General features: G+C 40.4%; 17 protein-coding genes, 1 tRNA gene and 1 pseudogene. 7 read left to right on the top strand and 12 right to left on the bottom strand.

Annotated elements, in window-relative coordinates; all coding sequences use genetic code 11:
• Window positions 1-109 precede the first annotated feature (109 nt).
• The 3 genes from PN471_RS22990 to PN471_RS22980 form a co-directional block, all read right to left on the bottom strand.
• Window positions 110-550, bottom strand: a complete 441-nt coding sequence (locus PN471_RS22990) for a DUF4332 domain-containing protein (protein ID WP_271778793.1) — start codon at window positions 548-550, stop codon at window positions 110-112.
• Between the two features lie 311 nt (window positions 551-861).
• On the bottom strand, window positions 862-1,656 hold the full coding sequence (locus tag PN471_RS22985; RefSeq protein ID WP_271778792.1) for a PhzF family phenazine biosynthesis protein: 795 nt from the start codon (window positions 1,654-1,656) through the stop codon (window positions 862-864).
• Between the two features lie 273 nt (window positions 1,657-1,929).
• Complete coding sequence (locus PN471_RS22980; RefSeq protein ID WP_193898979.1) at window positions 1,930-2,358, bottom strand: hypothetical protein; 429 nt, start codon at window positions 2,356-2,358, stop codon at window positions 1,930-1,932.
• Between the two features lie 138 nt (window positions 2,359-2,496).
• On the opposite strand from PN471_RS22980, the gene psbQ reads away from it, so the two are divergent.
• The 6 genes and pseudogenes from psbQ (at window position 2,497) to lpxD (ending at window position 7,337) form a co-directional block, all read left to right on the top strand.
• Window positions 2,497-2,949, top strand: coding sequence for a photosystem II protein PsbQ (gene psbQ / locus PN471_RS22975; protein ID WP_271778791.1), 453 nt, complete (start codon window positions 2,497-2,499; stop codon window positions 2,947-2,949).
• Window positions 2,950-3,169: 220 nt separating this feature from the next.
• Entirely contained in the window at window positions 3,170-4,339 is a 1,170-nt protein-coding gene (locus PN471_RS22970) for an NAD(P)/FAD-dependent oxidoreductase (protein ID WP_271778790.1), read from the top strand.
• A gap of 234 nt (window positions 4,340-4,573) precedes the next feature.
• Window positions 4,574-4,705: pseudogene (locus PN471_RS22965) on the top strand (porphobilinogen synthase); the annotation flags it as partial.
• Window positions 4,706-4,747: 42 nt separating this feature from the next.
• Window positions 4,748-4,843 (top strand): rubredoxin, encoded by a 96-nt coding sequence (locus tag PN471_RS22960; RefSeq protein ID WP_334311933.1) that lies wholly within the window; start codon window positions 4,748-4,750, stop codon window positions 4,841-4,843.
• A gap of 78 nt (window positions 4,844-4,921) precedes the next feature.
• On the top strand, window positions 4,922-6,163 hold the full coding sequence (locus tag PN471_RS22955; protein WP_271778794.1) for an NAD(P)/FAD-dependent oxidoreductase: 1,242 nt from the start codon (window positions 4,922-4,924) through the stop codon (window positions 6,161-6,163).
• A 148-nt stretch (window positions 6,164-6,311) separates the two neighbouring features.
• Window positions 6,312-7,337, top strand: coding sequence for a UDP-3-O-(3-hydroxymyristoyl)glucosamine N-acyltransferase (lpxD, locus tag PN471_RS22950; RefSeq protein ID WP_271778789.1), 1,026 nt, complete (start codon window positions 6,312-6,314; stop codon window positions 7,335-7,337).
• A 66-nt stretch (window positions 7,338-7,403) separates the two neighbouring features.
• Here the strand turns inward: lpxD and PN471_RS22945 are convergent, their stop codons facing one another.
• The 9 genes from PN471_RS22945 to PN471_RS22905 all read right to left on the bottom strand — a co-directional run bounded on the left by PN471_RS22945 (window position 7,404) and on the right by PN471_RS22905 (window position 16,638).
• Entirely contained in the window at window positions 7,404-7,808 is a 405-nt protein-coding gene (locus PN471_RS22945; protein ID WP_271778788.1) for an ExbD/TolR family protein, read from the bottom strand.
• Window positions 7,792-8,451, bottom strand: a complete 660-nt coding sequence (locus tag PN471_RS22940; protein WP_271778787.1) for a MotA/TolQ/ExbB proton channel family protein — start codon at window positions 8,449-8,451, stop codon at window positions 7,792-7,794. Before PN471_RS22940 ends, PN471_RS22945 begins: the two co-directional genes overlap by 17 nt.
• 355 nt (window positions 8,452-8,806) lie before the next feature.
• Window positions 8,807-9,295 (bottom strand): hypothetical protein, encoded by a 489-nt coding sequence (locus PN471_RS22935; RefSeq protein WP_193897240.1) that lies wholly within the window; start codon window positions 9,293-9,295, stop codon window positions 8,807-8,809.
• Window positions 9,296-9,425: 130 nt separating this feature from the next.
• Entirely contained in the window at window positions 9,426-10,868 is a 1,443-nt protein-coding gene (gltX, locus tag PN471_RS22930) for a glutamate--tRNA ligase (protein ID WP_271778786.1), read from the bottom strand.
• Between the two features lie 99 nt (window positions 10,869-10,967).
• Window positions 10,968-11,041 (bottom strand) — tRNA-Asp (locus PN471_RS22925).
• A 460-nt stretch (window positions 11,042-11,501) separates the two neighbouring features.
• Complete coding sequence (locus PN471_RS22920) at window positions 11,502-12,974, bottom strand: serine/threonine protein kinase (protein WP_271778785.1); 1,473 nt, start codon at window positions 12,972-12,974, stop codon at window positions 11,502-11,504.
• A 62-nt stretch (window positions 12,975-13,036) separates the two neighbouring features.
• On the bottom strand, window positions 13,037-14,215 hold the full coding sequence (locus PN471_RS22915) for an esterase-like activity of phytase family protein (protein WP_271778784.1): 1,179 nt from the start codon (window positions 14,213-14,215) through the stop codon (window positions 13,037-13,039).
• 72 nt (window positions 14,216-14,287) lie between these two features.
• Window positions 14,288-15,730, bottom strand: a complete 1,443-nt coding sequence (locus PN471_RS22910) for a TM0106 family RecB-like putative nuclease (protein WP_271778783.1) — start codon at window positions 15,728-15,730, stop codon at window positions 14,288-14,290.
• A gap of 38 nt (window positions 15,731-15,768) precedes the next feature.
• Window positions 15,769-16,638 carry an Npun_R2479 family HD domain-containing metalloprotein gene (locus tag PN471_RS22905; protein ID WP_193897230.1) on the bottom strand — a complete coding sequence of 290 codons (870 nt, stop codon included), beginning with the start codon at window positions 16,636-16,638 and terminating at the stop codon, window positions 15,769-15,771.
• Between the two features lie 541 nt (window positions 16,639-17,179).
• On the opposite strand from PN471_RS22905, the gene acsF reads away from it, so the two are divergent.
• Window positions 17,180-18,256 carry a magnesium-protoporphyrin IX monomethyl ester (oxidative) cyclase gene (acsF, locus tag PN471_RS22900; protein WP_193897228.1) on the top strand — a complete coding sequence of 359 codons (1,077 nt, stop codon included), beginning with the start codon at window positions 17,180-17,182 and terminating at the stop codon, window positions 18,254-18,256.
• Window positions 18,257-18,589 lie beyond the last annotated feature (333 nt).

Raw genomic sequence — 18,589 nt, 5'->3', positions numbered from 1 at the left:
GTTACAGGTTACAGGTTACAGGTTACAGGTTACAGGTTACAGGTTACAGGTTACAGGTGACCAATGCCCAATGACCAATGACCAATGACCAATGACCAATGACCAATAACTAATTACCCATTGCTTGCGCTTGGTGGCTCCACTGTTGCACTAATTCAACTGCTGGACACAAATCACGATTATGCAATGTTGCTACTTGCAAACGCATAACTTGTCTATGCAATCTGTGAGTAGGAGTTTGCGCTAATTGTTGCACCGAAATAACCCCAGAGTGAAGCAATACACCGCAATATTGAGTTCCTACACTGGGAACACGAGCTAAACCTGCTAAAACAACCCATTTATTCACAGAATGAATATTTACCTGTAATTTACCCGCCAATACTATTCTTTCTTCTGGCGTTTTTCCCCTATTAATTAGTTCTTCTGTGGTATTAATGCCACAATTTTTTAATTGAGCTTGATCTTCTGCACTTAATCCTGGTAAATCTTTGACAGGCCAATCGGATTTTTGAAGTAAATTTCTATTAGTTGTAGGGTTAATGGTCATTTTTTGAGTTTTTAGTATGGGTTAATTTATGTAAAAATTCAGAATTTACTAGGATTTTACCTTCTGAATTCTCACACTCTTATCAAATCGCCATCTATCTAGAGGACGGTATTACTAGCATTATCACCTATAAAAAATGTCAACTCCAATTTATTTACTGTTCAACTTCCCACATTAAAGGAGATTCACAGCCAATAATGCCCGATAAGTGTCATCTGAAATCTAAAAATTTAATTACAAATATTAACTTAATCCTTGTCTAAAGATCCCCGACTTCTCTAAGAAGTCGGGGATATGATATATTCTTAACCTCAAGTTAATTGTCCCTGCATTACTGTTACAGCTTGTCCAGATATAAAGACGCGGTTTGCACCTGGATAGTATAGTTTCACCACTCCACCACGATTGGAAGCTTGATAAGCCAAAAATTCATCTCTTCCCAATTTATCCCGCCAAAAAGGTGCTAAACAACAATGTGCTGCACCCGTTACTGGATCTTCATTAATCCCTAACATGGGGGCAAAGAAGCGAGAGACAAAATCATATTCTGAATCAGAATCAGCAATGCTAGTAACGATAATATCCGCCTTTGTTAAGGTTTTCATCTGCTGGAAATTCGGCTGTATTTCTCTGACTAATTGCTCAGATTCTACTTCTACTAAATAGCCGAGAGAATTTTGCACAACAGATTTACAAGTTACTCCTAAAATTTGACTTAATTCTGGAGGCGATTCCACAGATTCAGAGAAATTCACCGGAAAATCTAACTGAATCCAATTATTTTCCAGTCTAGCTACCAGTGTACCACTTTTTGTATAAAAACGCGCCTCTTGATTTGGTAATAAATGCCCTTGTGACCATAATACATGAGCGCTCGCTAAGGTAGCGTGTCCACACAGGGGAACCTCTACCGTTGGAGTAAACCAGCGCAGATTAAAACCGTCATCTTGTTTAACTAAAAAAGCGGTTTCCGATAAATTCATTTCCTGGGCAATATTTTGCATCCATGCTTCAGATTGTGGACTATCTAAAACACATACAGCCGCAGGATTTCCTTTAAATGGAGTATTAGTAAAAGCGTCTACCTGAGTAATAATTTGCGTCATTTTATAACTATCGTGATCCGATTTGATTTATGAATTTTTCGTAGAGGCAAAATTATATTCAGAATACTTAATCCCACTCGTTGCCTATCCTTGCGGGATTAAGTAAGTAGAGTGACGTAAATAATTAAAGGTTTGTAGTAAGGTCTTTAGACCTGAAAGTAGGGCTAAAGCCCTAACTACGAGCCAATTTCAGAATCTGTTAACTTACTTAACATAGTTCTATTTATTTTTGCCTACCTACTTACCATATTTGAGCATAAAAACTAATTATGTTTACTGACTCGGCTGATTAAACACCTCTAAAATTTGCTGACAAACCTGTTTAAGCTTTTCTCCAACAACAGCCGAGGGTACAGTGTCACCAACAAAACTCCAGGTTTCAATTGTGGAAAGTCGCCAAACTTCCCCACTGTGGTCAAATCCAGCGGCTTCCACACCAATGGCGCGACGGTGATTATTGATCGGATCTTGATAAAATCGGATTTGAATTAAAATACTCCGACAGCGCCAAGATTTGCTAAGGCCAGGAAAGTGAAAACCAATGTCTATGGAATCTGGATCTACTAGTTCTCTGGTTTCTGGATCATTGTGCCAGGGTTTAAGATCGGATTTGACATCAGGAAATTCATATTTAAATAAATTTACTACTGTCGCAATTTTGCTGGCAAATTCTAGGTTTGTGGCTTGTTCGGCTGCGTTCACTCAATAATACTCCTCTATGCGGTTGGTCTGCGGGGAAGATCAAGACAGAAAAACCTGAGTTAATTGTAACGGTTCAATACATAGCGATCTAAAATAACACTGTTAATCTGTAAACAAACAAAAAATTAATTTCCATTTATGGTGCGTCAACGTTCTATTTTCTCACTGGTTTTTGTACTACTAGCCACATTTTTGATTAGTTGTGGTAGTCCTACTGTTGCTACAGTACCACCATCTTATACAGCAGCGGAAGTTGCGAAAATTCAGGAATATATTCCCGGAATCCAGACGGTGCGCGATCGCTCTCTCGAATTCCAAAACCTGATTAAAGCAGGTGAATGGGTGAAAGTGGGTAATTTTATTCACGGACCGATGACAGAAGCTAGATTAAATATGACTTATATCATTCCCAACCTAGCCAAGCAAAACCAAGCTCAAGCTCGACAAATTAGCAAAGATTTGTTGAATGATCTTGTCAGAATTGATCAAGCTGCTGCTGCGGGTAATACTAGCCTAGCTGCGAGTAAATACCAAGAAGTGTTTGCAGATATTGACAAATTCCTACAACTAGTTCCCGAAAAGAGTAGCTAAGAGAGGAGTCAGGAGTCAGGAGTCAGGAGTTCAGTAGTTCAGAAGAAAGAAATTGAAGAATAGAGAATGAAATTTCTCCCCTGCCCCCTGCCCCCTGCTCCCTGCCCCCTTGCCCCTCTGCCTCCTTTCGAGTCTTGAATCACAAAATGCTAGGGTAATGGAGTGATAGGGTGGAGAGGAAGACTTTTCATTCTTCACCCCTAACTCAATCGCAAAAACTATGAATGTAGTAATTATCGGCTGTGGCGTGGTTGGGGCGGCGATCGCCTATGAACTCAGCCAAGTTAAAGGTTTAAACATCACCGTTTTCGAGCAAAAACAACCAGCACAAGGTTCTACCAGCGCCGCTCTCGGTGTGTTAATGGGTGTAATTAGCCATAAAACCAAGGGTATTGCTTGGCGAATGCGACAAAGTAGCATCCAACGCTATGAAACATTAATTCCTGAATTAGAAGCAATTACAGGGCGGAAAATCCCTTGTAATCGGCAAGGAATCGTCATGCTATTATCAGAAAACTTAGAGCGTCCCTTAGAAAGTGGCGTTGAAGTCCTTTCTGAATGGGAACAACTACGAGAAATTCGCCAATCCCAAGGTTGGGAATTACAAGTTTGGGATCAAGAACAACTGCAAAAATATTGTCCTCAAATCAGTCATCCGCAAATTATTGGCGCTGTCTATTCTCCCCAAGACTTACAACTAAATGCCACAGCCTTAACTTTAGCTTTAGTAGATGCAGCCCAACGTAATGGCGTAAATTTCAAGTTTGGTGTGTCTGTGACCGGCACAGAAACTCCTCCTCCTCCTCCCCCAACACCTTTACACATCAAAAAAGGATTGGGAGAAGCGCGTAAATGTAATTTTATTGAAACTACAGAGGGCAAAGTTACCGCTGATTGGTTTATTATGTCTGCGGGTTTGGGTTCAACAGCCTTAACTGCACAATTAGATCAAATGGTAAATATCCGTCCAGTGCTGGGACAAGCTTTATATTTGAGCTTAGGACGCAGTTTAGGAAATCCCGATTTTCAACCTGTAATTACTGGTAATGATGTGCATATTGTGCCAATGGGAAATGGTGATTATTGGGTGGGAGCAACCGTAGAATTTCCCAATCATGAACATCAAATATCTGCCAGTCAAGAATTATTGGATATTGTCAGACAACAGGCGATCGCCTTTGCCCCAGATTTGGCCGCAGCCAAGGTTCTCCGCACTTGGTCAGGATTGCGTCCCCGTCCCGAAGGCAGACCAGCACCAGTAATTGATCAACTACCGGGTTTTACTAACGTCCTCCTAGCCACAGGACACTACCGCAATGGGGTTTTACTCGCCCCAGCCACAGCCACAGTCATTCGGGAAATGATTTTACCCCAAGATTCTCGTTCTTAAACGCAAAACTAGAGATTGCTTCCATGCCAGGATGTTATCGTTATTCTTTAGATCTAGGACTTACGCACTGTACAAATTCATCATGATGTGCATGAACGAAAATCCCTCGTTTCAGGCTTTTGGTGATTAACTTCTACTCAATAGCGAGCGCTCAAAAATCATCAAAAAATCACGTTAAAATGCCCGAAACCCATACCTCATATTTGGTTGATCCTGTCAATGCGTAAGTCCTAAGATCTACTCTTGGAAGAAATAGCCGCAGTGTCACAATTGGGTATTAATGCGATCGCACTATTCCCAGTCATTCCCGAAGAACAAAAAGACGACATAGCTACAGAAAGCTACAACCCAGAGGGATTGGTACAGGAATGTCATAGTTGCCAGTCCTTATAAAATCCTGATGGTGGTATAGCACCAGGAACGCCCGTTGATGATATTCCCGATGATTGGGTATGTCCAGTTTGTAGTGCAGCAAAATCAGACTTTGAGTTATATGAAGAGTAATATGGAGATAGGTATAGATCCCCGACTTCTCAAAGAAGTCGGGGATCTGAAACCTGAAACATTAAAAAATTTTTGAAGTTGTTACCTTTGCAAATTGTAGTTATTGGTGGTGGGGCGGCGGGATTCTTTGGTGCAATCGCTTGTGCTGAAGCTCATCCCCAAGCCCAGATTACTTTAATTGAAGCTAGTCGTCAACCTTTGGCGAAAGTGCTGATTTCCGGTGGAGGGCGTTGTAACGTTACTCATGCTTGTTTTGAACCCAAAGTTTTAGTCCAGAATTATCCTCGAGGTAGTAAGGCTTTATTAGGTGCTTTTACCCGGTTTCAACCTTTAGATACCATAGCTTGGTTTGCGTCCCATGGGGTGAATGTGAAAACGGAAGCTGACGGACGGATGTTCCCAATTACGGACCGTTCAGAAACCATTGCTGAATGTTTAATTAAGGCGGCTTTTGATGCCAATATAGAACTTTGTATTGGCACACCTGTTACGGCTGTCACCCGCAAAGATACAGGTTTTGAAATTCTGCTCAAGTCGGGAGAAACTCAAGAATGTCATCGCTTACTCTTGGCTACAGGTAGCAGTTTAGCTGGTTATAAAATCGCTAGAGAATTAGGTCATGACATCCAACCTCCTGTACCTTCTTTGTTCACCTTTAATATTGCGGATACTAAACTGCGGGAATTAGCGGGAATTAGTGTTAGTTCTGTAAATCTGCGCTTACCAGGTACAGGGAAAACCCCATTACAACAAACAGGTCCATTATTAATTACCCATTGGGGTGTAAGTGGTCCAGCAGTGCTGAAACTTTCGGCTTGGGGTGCAAGAATTCTTAATCAAAATCGCTATCAACACAAATTACTGATTAATTGGTTGCCAGATTTGTCACAAGAAGAAGTGAGACAAAAACTTTTAACCGTCAAAGCTGAATGGGGACAAAAAGCGATCGCCCTCCATCGTGGTGTAGACTTACCACATCGGCTTTGGCAATATATTATCAATCGTACCCATATTCCCACAGAAGAACGTTGGGCAACCATATCCAACAAAACCTTAAATCAATTAGTCCAAGAAATCTCCCAAGGAGAATACCTAATCACAGGGAAAGGTGCATTTAAAGAAGAATTTGTCACCTGTGGAGGAGTCAACCTCAAAGAAGTCAACTTCAAAACAATGGAAAGTAAAATAGTCCCCGGCTTGCATTTTGCCGGTGAGATATTAGATATTGATGGTATCACCGGTGGCTTTAACTTCCAAAGTGCTTGGACAACAGCCTACTTAGCCGGTCAGTCCATGACAAAAGCAACAGCAGATAATTAACTTATTTCTTCCTTTGCTTATTTGCGCCTTTGCGCGAAACAAAAATCTATAAATCGTTTTAGTGAAGTTAGAAAATAAACCATCAAACTCTTCTTAAGTTCCCTCTTGCCTCTTACCTCTTGCCTATTCCCTTCTTTTGTAAATCAGTATGAAATTTAGTGAAATTCTCAATCAACTTGGTGATTATATTACCGAAAGTAGCCCTAACATTGATTTAGAAATTACTGGAGTTGCAGCCATAGATGAAGCAACATCTGGGACTCTCAGCTATGTAGAAGGAGCTAAATTTTCCCCATTGCTCAATTCTACTGGTGCGAGCGCTGTAATTTTGCCCCCAGATGAAAAATTGCAGAATCAAGCCGGAGAAAAGGGTCTAGCTTGGTTATCAACAACTCAACCCAGACTGGTATTTGCGAAAGCGATCGCCCTATTTTATCAACCTTACCGTCCTACTCCCGAAATTCATCCTAGTGCCGTGATTCACCCCAGCGCCAAAATTGGTGATGATGTGTATATTGGCGCTCATGTTGTTATTTCTCATGATGTAGAAATTGGCAATCATGCCATTATTCATCCTAACGTCGTTATTTATCCAGAAGTAAAAATAGGCGATCGCACCACTCTCCACGCTAACTGTACCATCCACGAACGCAGCCAAATCGGTGCAGATTGCGTTATTCATAGCGGTGCTGTCATTGGTGCAGAAGGCTTTGGCTTTGTCCCTATTCGGACAGGTTGGTTGAAAATGGAACAATCGGGTTATACCATTTTGGAAGATGGAGTAGAAGTAGGTTGTAACACAGCCATAGACCGTCCCGCAGTCGGAGAAACAAGAGTTGGTAAAAACACCAAAATTGATAATTTAGTACAGATAGGACATGGCAGTCAAATAGGTTCTGGTTGCGCCATAGCAGGTCAAACAGGCATGGCGGGAGGCGTAAAGATTGGAAATCGAGTAATTTTAGCTGGACAGGTGGGAATTGCCAATCAGGCTAAAATTGGAGATGGGGCAATCGCTTCCGCTCAAACTGGTATTCTCAAGGATGTTGCACCGGGAGAAATTGTCTCAGGTAGTCCAGCCGTACCGCACAAACTCTACCTCAGAGCATCAGCAATTTATAGCCGCTTGCCAGAAATATATCAAAAGCTGAAAAAATTACAGAAGAAAGAGTAGGAGTCAGGAGGTTGGGGAAGTAGGGGAGAAATTTCATTCTTAATTCTTCATTCTTAATTCTTCATTCTAAGGTGTTTGGGTAGCGATCGCTAATTTTGCCCCTTTTACCTGCCGTACCCGATCCATAACCATCACCACTTGACCATGACTAGCACTTTGATCAGCATTGATGATAACTACTACTTCCGTATTTTTACTCATTAATTCCTGTACTTTTACTGGTAAAGTCTCAAGAGTGACTGGCTGGCGATTTAAACTCAAATTCCCTACTGAATCTACAGTAACAGTAATTGGTGCGGCTGATGATTGGGCTTTGGCTGTGGCGGCTTTAGGTAAATTGACTGGCAAGCCTTCAGAACGATGTAAAAATAAAGTGGACATAATGAAAAATGTCAAAATAGCAAAGATGACATCAATCATCGGCACAATATTAATCTGGGCTGGAATTTCCGGTTCATCTGGTAGACGCATAGGATTTATCTCCCTCCCCTCTTTCATAATGACGACGATACAGTAATTCTAGCTGACCACCATATTCTTGAATCCAAGCAATTTGCCGCAAATACAGACCGCGAAAACTATTCGCAAAAAATAAAGTAATAATAGCTACAACTAATCCCGATGCTGTGGATACTAAAGCTTCACTAATCCCAGAGGTAACACTGGCGGTTTTTGTCCCTCCCACATCACCAATATTTAAGGATGCAAAAGAACCAATTAAGCCCAAAACTGTCCCTAGCAATCCTAGTAAGGGCGCTAAACCAATAATTGTATCGAAAATGTTTTGAAACCTTTTTAATAAGGGGATTTCTGCCTGGGCTTCGCTTTCCAAGGCCAAGCGAAATTCTTCTGGGTTGGCTTCTTCTAATTCTAAAGCCGCTAAAAAAATTCGGGCGATCGGTAAATCAGTATTTTTATGTAAGATGTTTAAAGAGGTAACTACATCACCTTGACGATAAGCATTTAACACCTGCTTGACTACGCGATTTTGACGACCGCTAATTCCTATCCAAAAGGTAATCCGTTCTAGAATGAGAGCAATTCCTAAAACGGAAAAAAATAGCAGTGGCCACATCACTACGCCACCAGCTTTGAATAAGTTAGTAATTTCCATTGACTGTTTTGCTAATTCTTGACACAGCTAGATTAACAGATTTTTGTAGCATTAATTTTCTACTACATCTTGTAAATCCTTTAATCCTGAAACTGTTTTCAGTCAAGACTTATAAGTTATTCTCCTAGGTCTAACTCACGTGAGTTCGAAATAACGATAATTTGTGGAAAACTCACCCCACGGAGGAGTCTCAAGCCCTTATTCTCTCGTTGAGAAAATCATAACTCCGTTCGCGTAGCGTCTCCGAAGGAGAAACTCCGAACTCAGGTAGATACTATAGGCGATCGCCCTGATTAGCTAAAACCCTTTTTCCTCCTGAACTCCTGATAGCGTGGCGTTAGCCATACTTCTAGCCCTACTTACCCTCCGTAATTTTCAATGTATAAGGTAGAGATTCATTGTCCTTGTAAGAACCAATCCAGATTTGATACGTACCTGGTAGCCATTCCCCAACAATACCAGGGTTTTTACCGTCAAAGTCATCATTGCACCAAGTTCCACCGGGTCCTTTAATAATCATGGTTGTATCATTAGGACTAGGACTGTCAATAACTAATTTTAGGTATTCAAATTTACTCGTCAGTTTCAAAATATGGTCTGGAGTTTGATCCATAAATCCTTGACAGGGGCCAGTTGGTTTTGTTTCTACTTTTCCTGCTATTTTGCTTCCTGGTACTGAACCACCACTCATTCCCCTGACTGTCAAGGGGTCTGGAGAAAATGGATGTTGAATAGTCACGTCTCCAAAAATCGGCGCGGCTGTTTCAGCATTAGCGACTGGGTTAAATCCGGCTGTAATGCAGAGTACAACTATGATTCCTGTAGGAAAAGCTGTTTTTGACATTGCAATTATAGAAGAGTGCTAAATACCTTGGGAGACATGAATTTACGGTCTCAAGTTCCTTTAGATAAAAGACTTGAGTACCGCCGGGAAAATTTAAAGTTCCAGAAAATTCTGACCCAATACCCGGAAATTAATTGTTGTTAATTGCTTGATTTAAGCGGGATTTATCTAAACCAATCTGATTAAGTAGTAGCCAAGACTGAATTAAATCTGGTCCATGTACATCCCCAGTTAATGCGGCTCTGAGCGATCGCATGACTAAGCCTTTTTTCACCTTTTCTGATTTCACGACCTGCTTAATAATATCTTGGGCAATATCCGCTGATAACGCCGGCTGACTTTCTAAAGCTGTGATCATTGCTTGGAGTACAGTCTTCACCCCTGCTTGCTGTAATTGTTGACTGCCTTCCTCAGTCAATTCTACCCCCTCGGTAAAAAATACCTTGGTCATCTCCACAGCATCCACCAACCGAGTCAAACTAGCCGCAATTAACCCCACTAGCTGCTCTAACCAAGGACGTTCTCTCCCACCAGTAAATGGAAACCCAGCTTTTGACCAGTAGGGAATCAGTAAATCTGTCAGCTTATCAACTGGCATATTATGGAGATATTGGCTATTCAACCAATCCAATTTATCCCAGTCAAACTTAGCACCAGCTTTATTTACCCGCTCAAAGCCAAAATCCTTAGCTGCTGATTCTAAATTGAAAATTTCTTGCGTAGAATCCGCTGGCGACCAGCCCAGCAAAGTCATATAATTTACCAATCCTTCCGCCGTAAATCCCATATTTTGAAAGTCGCAAATGGAAGTTACTCCATCCCGTTTCGATAGTTTCCGCCCTTCCTGATTCAAAATCAAAGGTGTATGGGCAAATTCGGGAATCCTCGCCCCCAAAGCTTCATACAACAAAATCTGTTTAGCAGTATTGGCGATATGGTCTTCACCACGAATGACATGAGTAATTTGCATATCAATGTCATCCACAACCACCACAAAATTATATAGTGGTTGACCAGTACCATCACTAGCGGCGCGAGCAATCACCATATCACCACCCAAATCGCTACCACGCCAACTCATTTTTCCCCGGACTAAATCATTCCAGACAATTTCTCGGCTGTCGGTGATTTGGAAACGAATCACAGAAGAACGTCCTTGAGCTTCAAACTCAGCCCTTTGTTCTGGGGTAAGGTGACGGTGTCGGTTATCATAGCGGGGTGCTTCCCCTCTGGCTTTTTGCCCTTCTCTCAAAGCATCTAACTCTTCTGATGTGGTGTAGCAGCGGTAAGCTAATCCTTGGTCTAGTAATTTTTGAACGGCTTCTTGGTAAAGATGGAGGCGTTGAGATTGAAAAAATGGACCTTCATCCCAATTCAATCCTAGCCAGCGTAGTCCATCCAGAATATTATCTGTGTATTCTGGACGCGATCGCTCTAAATCAGTATCTTCGATTCTTAAAATAAACTTGCCATCATGGTGACGAGCAAACAAATAGTTGAATACAGCCGTTCTCGCTGTACCAATATGTAGATTTCCGGTAGGACTCGGAGCTATGCGAACTCTGACAGTCACAGTTAATTCTCTCTTTTACAAATCATGATTACACATACTGAAATTAAAACCTCCGAGTTTCCTTTATCAACTCTTTATCTTATATTCGGCATCTGATAACGGGACTGACGGGGCTCGAACCCGCAACTTCCGCCGTGACAGGGCGGTGCTCTAACCAATTGAACTACAGTCCCTCGTGTTTTGCTTAACTTGCACTCTCACCATTATCCCCAGTCTTTTTATATTTGTCAAGTAGTCTGAGAAAATTTTTTTTCAAAGGTAATTTAGCAACAAAATCCATTCCTTGTAGGGTGCGTCAGACCGGATAATTTCACCAAAAATAGATTTCCTCTATGCTGACGCACGGACGCAATTTCCTTTATACTCAAAACGGCTTGATTGTTTGATTCTAAACCTAGGGGTAAAGTTAAACGGGCGGTTAGAAACCCCATCTACACAGACAAAACCCACCTGCGTACGTGAGTTCGACATAACGATAATTTGTGGAAAACTCACCCCACGTAGGAGTCTCAAGCCCTTATTCTCTCGTTGAAAAAATCATAACTCCCTTCGCGTAGCGTCTCCGAAGGAGAAACTCCTAACTCCTAACTCACGTACCTGGGTGGGGTTAAATCTCACCTGTGTTTAGTATATCTATGATTGTAAATGCTTTAATATTTCTAATTGAGTTTGTCTATATTGCTGCTTTAACAAGTCTTTACTTATACCGGAATTTGTAGAAGCTTTCATACTCTGACTTTGTTGCACCCAATTTTTGAGATTTTGTGTTTGTAAGGGAGAAATACTAATACTGAACATATTAGTGCAGCAATGTGAAAGTTCCAAGGTAAAGAAAAGTAAGGAATAGGACTCATTTTCCGCCAATGACCACACCAATTTGAGATTTTGGGAATTTTGCATATCTAAGTAACATGGTAGCCACTTAGGGGTAAGGTCATGGTCGTAAAGTAGTGTTATCCATAACAACATCGGATGGGGATGTGTAATAAAAATAAATCGAGTGTAGCGTGTAGTATAGGCATAATTTTGAATTTCTAATTCTGGCAACATTATCCATAAAGAAGCTGTAGATACTTTTTTATCACTAATGAGTTGAGGAAAAACAATTTTTTGAATTGGTTTATTTTGAGGCCAAGTAAATTGTTGATCAAGTATTATTTTCGGTTTAGATAATTCAGAATTTCCCAAACCTGAAGTTAAAGATGCTTCGTCTAAAGATTGTTCTATTTCATCCAAAATCCGGAGAATTTCCATCATATTTTGGGGACGTTGATCTGGCTTTTTAGCTAAACAATTAATAATTAAATCATTAAGTTGCTTTGGGACTTGGAGACTGGGTTTTATCTCTGATATGTGTTTTGGCGATTCAAATAAATGTAGTTGATACCAAGCCCCAAATTCTTCCGCTGGTGGTTGCCAAGGTTTTTCCCCTGTCAACATTTCAAACATGACTACACCTAAGCTATAAATATCCGAACGACTATCTATATCTCCACCGTCCAATTGTTCAGGAGAACAGTATGGCAAAGTTCCGTAAAATTCTTCACTGTTAGTCATTGATTCTGTACTATTGAGAAATTTAGCAATGCCAAAATCCAATATTTTCACTAATTTACCTAAGATGGGATCTGGAGTGACAATAATATTAGCTGGTTTAATATCTCTATGCACTAATGGCTGAATTTTTCCGTCAATATTGACACCTTGATGAGCGCATTTTAAGCCTAAACAAATTTGCCGAGATAGATTGAGAAAACCTGGGACAGACAGAGGAATTAATTCCTTCAAACTTTGTCCAGATAAATATTCCATGACATAATATGGGTTGCCATTACTCGTTACACCATAATCATAAGCATGAACAATATGAACACTTTTTTGGCTTAAAGCTGCACTGAGAAGGGCTTCACGGTTAAAGCTTTCTTGTCTTTGAGTATCAATAACAGTTTGAGATAAAAACTTAATGGCTACTGGTGTTCCTCCTAGCAGCATATCTTCTGCTAAAAATACCTCACCCATGCCACCTCTTCCAATTAATGTTTTAATTTGATAACGGTTGGCTACCAACTCCTGATTTTGTGGAGGCAGGTATGGACTATTATTCACGTTAATAACCTCTACAGTCAAGATGGGATTCATTTTAAATGGCAATGCTAACCTACTGATTTTTAAAAGTTGGGTATTCTGAAGCGGCGTAATAATTTAGTTAGTGGAGATTCAATTTTCAGCTTAAAGGCTAAAATTTGGGTTTGTTGTAGTCTGTTAAAATTATTATCGCTGATTAAAATTAGTGATGGTTGTCCGTCGGGGAGTTTTGCACCTAAGGTTAATCCCTCAATATTATCTAATGATACATCTAAAGTTCGTAAATCTAAGAGGAGTTTTTTTGCTGCTGGCTGGATTTTATCGGGGTCAACTTTAGTAATGCTGTCTATGTTATGGATGTCTGTAGCGTTATTTAGGGAAACTTGAAACAGCAACACTGTAAATCCCAAACCCGTGAAACTTCTTTCTATACTCAGAAAGTTTCCTGCGTTATCAATCGCTAGTAAATCAGGTAAGCCGCTGGCAAATTTACCTGTAGGATTAAACAAGGGTGTCACTGGTTGTGTTTGGTAGAGAAATTCCTGTTCGGGCTGCTTGGTTAAGAGGTTATACTGCAAAATGCGGCAAGAAGTACCAACACCCGATTGGGTTGCTGTCCCATCTTGAATTAAGGCGTTTTCGGTGGCTGTAAAGAGAAGTTTTTGATCCGGTGTAATGGTGAGACTTTCAAAGGCTAAGTTGTTGCGAATACCTTTTTGCTTTTGAGAATCTGGCAAAAATTTATCTGGTATGGATAGGGTATTAATTGTTTGTCCAGAAGCGAGTGCAAATTCCTTAATGAAGGGATTGATGAGTCTGTCTACGTCACCTTCGGAGGAAACAAATATAGTATCTTGATTAGTGAGGGCAATTCCTTCTGTATCAGTAGTATTGGGGAGGAATGGTTGATTATTATCTAATAAGTTCGTTACACCTACGGGAACAACATCGTTATTAGTTAATTTACCTTGACTCAGATCAATTGTTAAAGTATAAAACCGAGGTGGTACTTTTTGCCCTCTGTCATCAGATATTGCATAGTACAAGTTATTTTTGGCATCGTAGGTTATTCCCGATAAACCGCCAAATTCGGTTTTTTGGAAAGTTAAACCTGTGGGTAAGGTGGCTTGACCAATAAATTCCATGCCGGTGATTACGAAAGAAGCGGAAGCAAAATTATTAAACAGCAAACTAATCAGAATTAATGGAATGGTAAAGATGAGAATTAGGGATAGTTTCCGAAGTTTTGGAAGATGCAACATAGAATAATAGGAGGTAGGGGCGCAGGGCCTGCGCCCAGGTAGAAATTAGGAAGAAGAAGGAAGTTTTAAGTTTTATGCACTTGTGAAAAAACTGACTAGCCAATCTTTGACGGTACGGGTGGCGCGACAGTCATCTTCATTGTAGTCTTGGATGAGTTCTAATAAAGTGCGATCGCCTGTTTCTAACCACTTATCATACCAGTAAATACATTTAGCACCATTGGCTTCTTGTTCACGCCATTCAAACCCCACCCAACGGGCAATGGTTTTCAACGCATAACTATCTATAGGTAAAGCCACACTTTGAATTAATTGTTCATAGATATCAATAAACCGATTCAGGAGAGGATGAATTTGAGTATGAGGTGTGCGATAAAGTTTTCCCAGGCGTTTGACTGTATCTACTTCATAAGCACAAAAATGATAAATTGGTGCTTGGGGATATTGATTCACTAAATTCAGAAATTGCTGCCAAATTAGTGGTTCTTGTTCTGGTTCTTCCGCCAAAAAAGCATAAAACTTTTCAGTATTAGCAACTCTATCCACAACTAAAACACCTAACAGATAATTTAAATTTAAATCTGGCTGGGCTTCAATATCAAAATAAAGTTCAATCGGGGCTGTAAAAGTCAAATATTCTAAAGAAAAGGAATCAGGAAGAATTAAGGGTTGTTTAGTGAATACAGATTGGGCTTGAACAACTAATTTAGCCGCCACATGACTATCAAATCCTGTTAAGTTTTCTAAGGTGCTAGGATGGGTCTGTGCCAGTGCTGCTAAAGTCGTAATGTCCAGATTTTGCAGTTGAGTATAGCGAATCGGTGTTACACCTGGCAACAGAGAAAGGTGATCTTGAGATCTCGCTTTCTCATAACAATAATTATACCAGGGACAAAGATTACATTTCTGCCGAGAAATAAAAATCTCTGGCGCTTCCAGCGACTCAATAACTTGAATATATGCCCCTAAAATATCCAACATTTGTGGTGTCCATTTATCTAAATCCACCACATAAGTTTTATCTTTATCTCGCAATATCAGCCCAGCTTTCCTCAACACCACATCCTGAACCGTAGCTAAAACTTGGGCGTGAAAAGCAATAACTACCTGATATTCCTGCTTAGGACGTTTACCCAATTCAATATTAACCGGGACATAATTCCAATTGCCGAAACGGGATTTCCCCGGCTGTTTCACAAGCAAATCCGGGCGACTCAGCAAAGTATATCCTTGACGATAGGTAGTTAATATTACCCCACGACGAATATAACTCACCCCTTGCTGCATCAATTCTAGAGTTGATGCTGCTCCCCCTTGCCAATCACCCGCAACATAATCCGGTTCGTAATAACTTAACTTTCTGACTATCCGCTGATGATGAAGATTTTTGTCCTGTTGCACCTTCAACATTAACTCGTTGGTAATCTCCCGCTGAAGATAATCACCATAAACATCTAAAAAAGGTCGCCGCTGACAACGTTGAAACTGTAGTAAAAGTTGAGCATTAATTAACATCCTTTTAAGCTAACAATAATTTAGAAATTACAGGACAATTAAGAATTAAATTGTTCAGCCAAATACTGTAATTCTGGTTTTTCATGTTCAATCACAAACACATTAGAGTAAAGATTGGCAATAACTTGTTTTCCTTGTTGAGTTAAGGATAGATAACGTAGACCATCTGTAATATAAGGGTAAACACTATTCCAATAAAACTTGGCGTAGTTTTTCCGTAAATCTCCAGGATTTTGATATCCCAAAATCTTCGTTACGCCTGTTTCTTCAAACTCATAGTATAAACTAGTGATTTTTTTCAAATAACGTGGGTCACTTAACTGACCAATTAAATCTGCCGCACGGACTAAACTAGCAAAACTATGGGCATCGTGATGATCATCTAGCGCAGGTACGGGAAATCTAGTCAATTCAATATTACTTTTAATTACTTCAGCATCAATCAATGGATGTCCACCAAAACGTTCATCAATAAATTGTTTAGATCTATCCACATGATAGTGAGTAAGACTGGCATCGGAAGCACCAACAGGCAGGGAAATCATGTCACCACCCTGACCGGTAGCGTATAAACCCTCAGATTCCTGATCTTGGCGACAAACACCTTTGACATAACCAATATCATGACAGAGCAGGGAAATAATGCAATGCAGCCAATCCTCGCAGGAAACCCCACCCTCACGGATATGTTTACCCCGCAAAATTTCCTGTCCTACCAGAGTAACCAGTACAGAATGTTCAACATTATGGTATAAAGCATCGCTGTTGGCTATATTTTCCAACGCCATATTACCAGCCCAAGCAATAATGTCTTGATAATTCGTGTTTAACCCACCGTAAGTCCGTTGGTATCCTTCCCGGACTTGACTAACAAAAGCATTAATTATAATTTCAGTGGTATTGAACATACGGAGTTCTCAAACTATATTTTAATATAAGTAGGTTGGCGTTGAAAATTGTTGTTATGGCAAGGTATTGTTGATTGACACTGTAGAAAGGGAAATGTTTACAACTGACAAACAATTATTTTCCCAGTTTACATGATTTTCCTCGGTTTTGGCTAATTTAACGTTTTGCTCCCCCAGAGCAGCATTAAACCTACGTGAGTTCGACATAACGATAATTTGTGGAAAACTCACCCCACGTAGGAGTCTCAAGCCCTTATGATCTCGTTGAAAAAATCATAACTCCGTTCGCGTAGCGTCTCCGAAGGGGAAACTCCGAACTCACGTTAAACCTATAATCCCGATTGGCAGCAAAATTAAAGTGTAAATCGTTTTTTGTGGATTTTTGCAACTCTTAATCATTTATCTGCTCATTTTTGGGCTAGATATTGCTACACTGAATTTCATACAAAATCATAATTGTTGTCTGCTACACCTTGTGAAAGCATAAGAATCGGCTTTCTGGTGTCATCAAGAAAAGAAAGATAAAAGAGCAAATCAAAACATGGTAGAATCCCTCAGAAAACCAAGCTCTGACGAAATCCGTTTTGGAGTTAAGTCCCCGGCGAAGGAAACCCTTTTAACACCAAGGTTTTACACAACCGATTTCGATGAAATGGCGCGGATGGATCTTTCCATCAATGAAGAGGAACTAGCAGCTATTGTGGCAGAATTCCGCATTGACTACAACCGCCACCACTTTGTTCGGGATGCTCAGTTTGAACAATCCTGGGAGCATATTGACGGAGAAACTCGCAAACTGTTTGTTGAATTTCTCGAACGTTCTTGTACAGCGGAGTTTTCCGGTTTCTTGTTATACAAAGAACTCGGTCGCCGCTTAAAGGATAAAAGTCCTCTCTTAGCTGAAGGCTTTAACCTGATGTCACGGGATGAAGCCCGTCACGCTGGGTTCTTAAACAAAGCCATGTCAGACTTTAATCTTTCCTTAGATTTAGGGTTTTTGACAAAAAGCCGTAGTTATACCTTCTTTAAGCCCAAATTCATCTTCTACGCAACCTATTTATCTGAAAAAATTGGTTATTGGCGTTATATCACCATTTATCGTCATTTAGAATCCCATCCTGAAGATCAGATTTATCCAATTTTCCGTTTCTTTGAAAACTGGTGTCAGGATGAAAACCGTCACGGTGATTTCTTTGATGCGGTTATGAGAGCGCAGCCACAAATGTTGAACGACTGGAGAGCAAAACTCTGGAGTCGCTTCTTCCTGTTGTCAGTATTTGCAACTATGTATCTCAATGATATTCAACGCAAGGATTTTTATGCTTCCTTGGGATTGGATGCACGAGAGTATGATATTCATGTCATCAAGAAGACCAATGAAACCGCCGGTAGAGTCTTCCCAGTGATTTTGGATGTTGAGAACCCAGTGTTTTATCAGCGTTTAGATGTTTGCGTCCAAAATAACGAAAAATTGGCAGCAATTTCTAGCTCTAATACTCCCAAATTCTTGCAATTCTTCCAAAAATTCCCAATCTATGTATCCCATGGTTGGCAGCTATTACAATTGTATCTGATGAAGCCTATTGATGCGGCTTCTGCTCACGGACAAGCTCGTTAATTTGAGTTGAATTTTTGCTTGAGGAGGTGGTTTTGTCCAAGACAAAACCACTTTTTTTATAAGAAGATAAGTAGGGTTTGCTGAAAAAGTTGTCTGTGAGGGGAGGTGACAGGTGACAGGTGACAGGTGATAGGTGATTGACAGTTTCAACTATCTGGATATCCTCAATTTTCTAAATCCCACCCAGAAAAATATAGGACTTACGCATTGACAGAATCAACCAAATATGGGGTATGGGTTTCGGGCATTTTAACGTGATTTTTTTGATGATTTTTGAGCGCTCGCTATTGAGCAGAAGTTAATCACCAAAAGCCTGAAACGAGGGATTTTCGT

Origin of the sequence: Aphanizomenon sp. CS-733/32 (genome assembly GCF_028330045.1) — a bacterium.
GTDB lineage: Bacteria > Cyanobacteriota > Cyanobacteriia > Cyanobacteriales > Nostocaceae > Dolichospermum > Dolichospermum gracile.
The sequence above is the reverse complement of the archived record's forward strand: the minus strand, read 5'-3'. Positions and strand labels throughout refer to the sequence as shown.

Coding starts and splice junctions, on each gene's coding strand:
- PN471_RS22990 (WP_271778793.1), bottom strand. CDS start 550: ATGACCATTAACCCTACAACTAATAGAAATTTACTTCAAAAATCCGAT.
- PN471_RS22985 (WP_271778792.1), bottom strand. CDS start 1,656: ATGACGCAAATTATTACTCAGGTAGACGCTTTTACTAATACTCCATTT.
- psbQ (WP_271778791.1), top strand. CDS start 2,497: ATGGTGCGTCAACGTTCTATTTTCTCACTGGTTTTTGTACTACTAGCC.
- PN471_RS22970 (WP_271778790.1), top strand. CDS start 3,170: ATGAATGTAGTAATTATCGGCTGTGGCGTGGTTGGGGCGGCGATCGCC.
- lpxD (WP_271778789.1), top strand. CDS start 6,312: ATGAAATTTAGTGAAATTCTCAATCAACTTGGTGATTATATTACCGAA.
- PN471_RS22945 (WP_271778788.1), bottom strand. CDS start 7,808: ATGCGTCTACCAGATGAACCGGAAATTCCAGCCCAGATTAATATTGTG.
- PN471_RS22940 (WP_271778787.1), bottom strand. CDS start 8,451: ATGGAAATTACTAACTTATTCAAAGCTGGTGGCGTAGTGATGTGGCCA.
- PN471_RS22935 (WP_193897240.1), bottom strand. CDS start 9,295: ATGTCAAAAACAGCTTTTCCTACAGGAATCATAGTTGTACTCTGCATT.
- PN471_RS22915 (WP_271778784.1), bottom strand. CDS start 14,215: ATGTTGCATCTTCCAAAACTTCGGAAACTATCCCTAATTCTCATCTTT.
- PN471_RS22910 (WP_271778783.1), bottom strand. CDS start 15,730: ATGTTAATTAATGCTCAACTTTTACTACAGTTTCAACGTTGTCAGCGG.
- PN471_RS22905 (WP_193897230.1), bottom strand. CDS start 16,638: ATGTTCAATACCACTGAAATTATAATTAATGCTTTTGTTAGTCAAGTC.
- acsF (WP_193897228.1), top strand. CDS start 17,180: ATGGTAGAATCCCTCAGAAAACCAAGCTCTGACGAAATCCGTTTTGGA.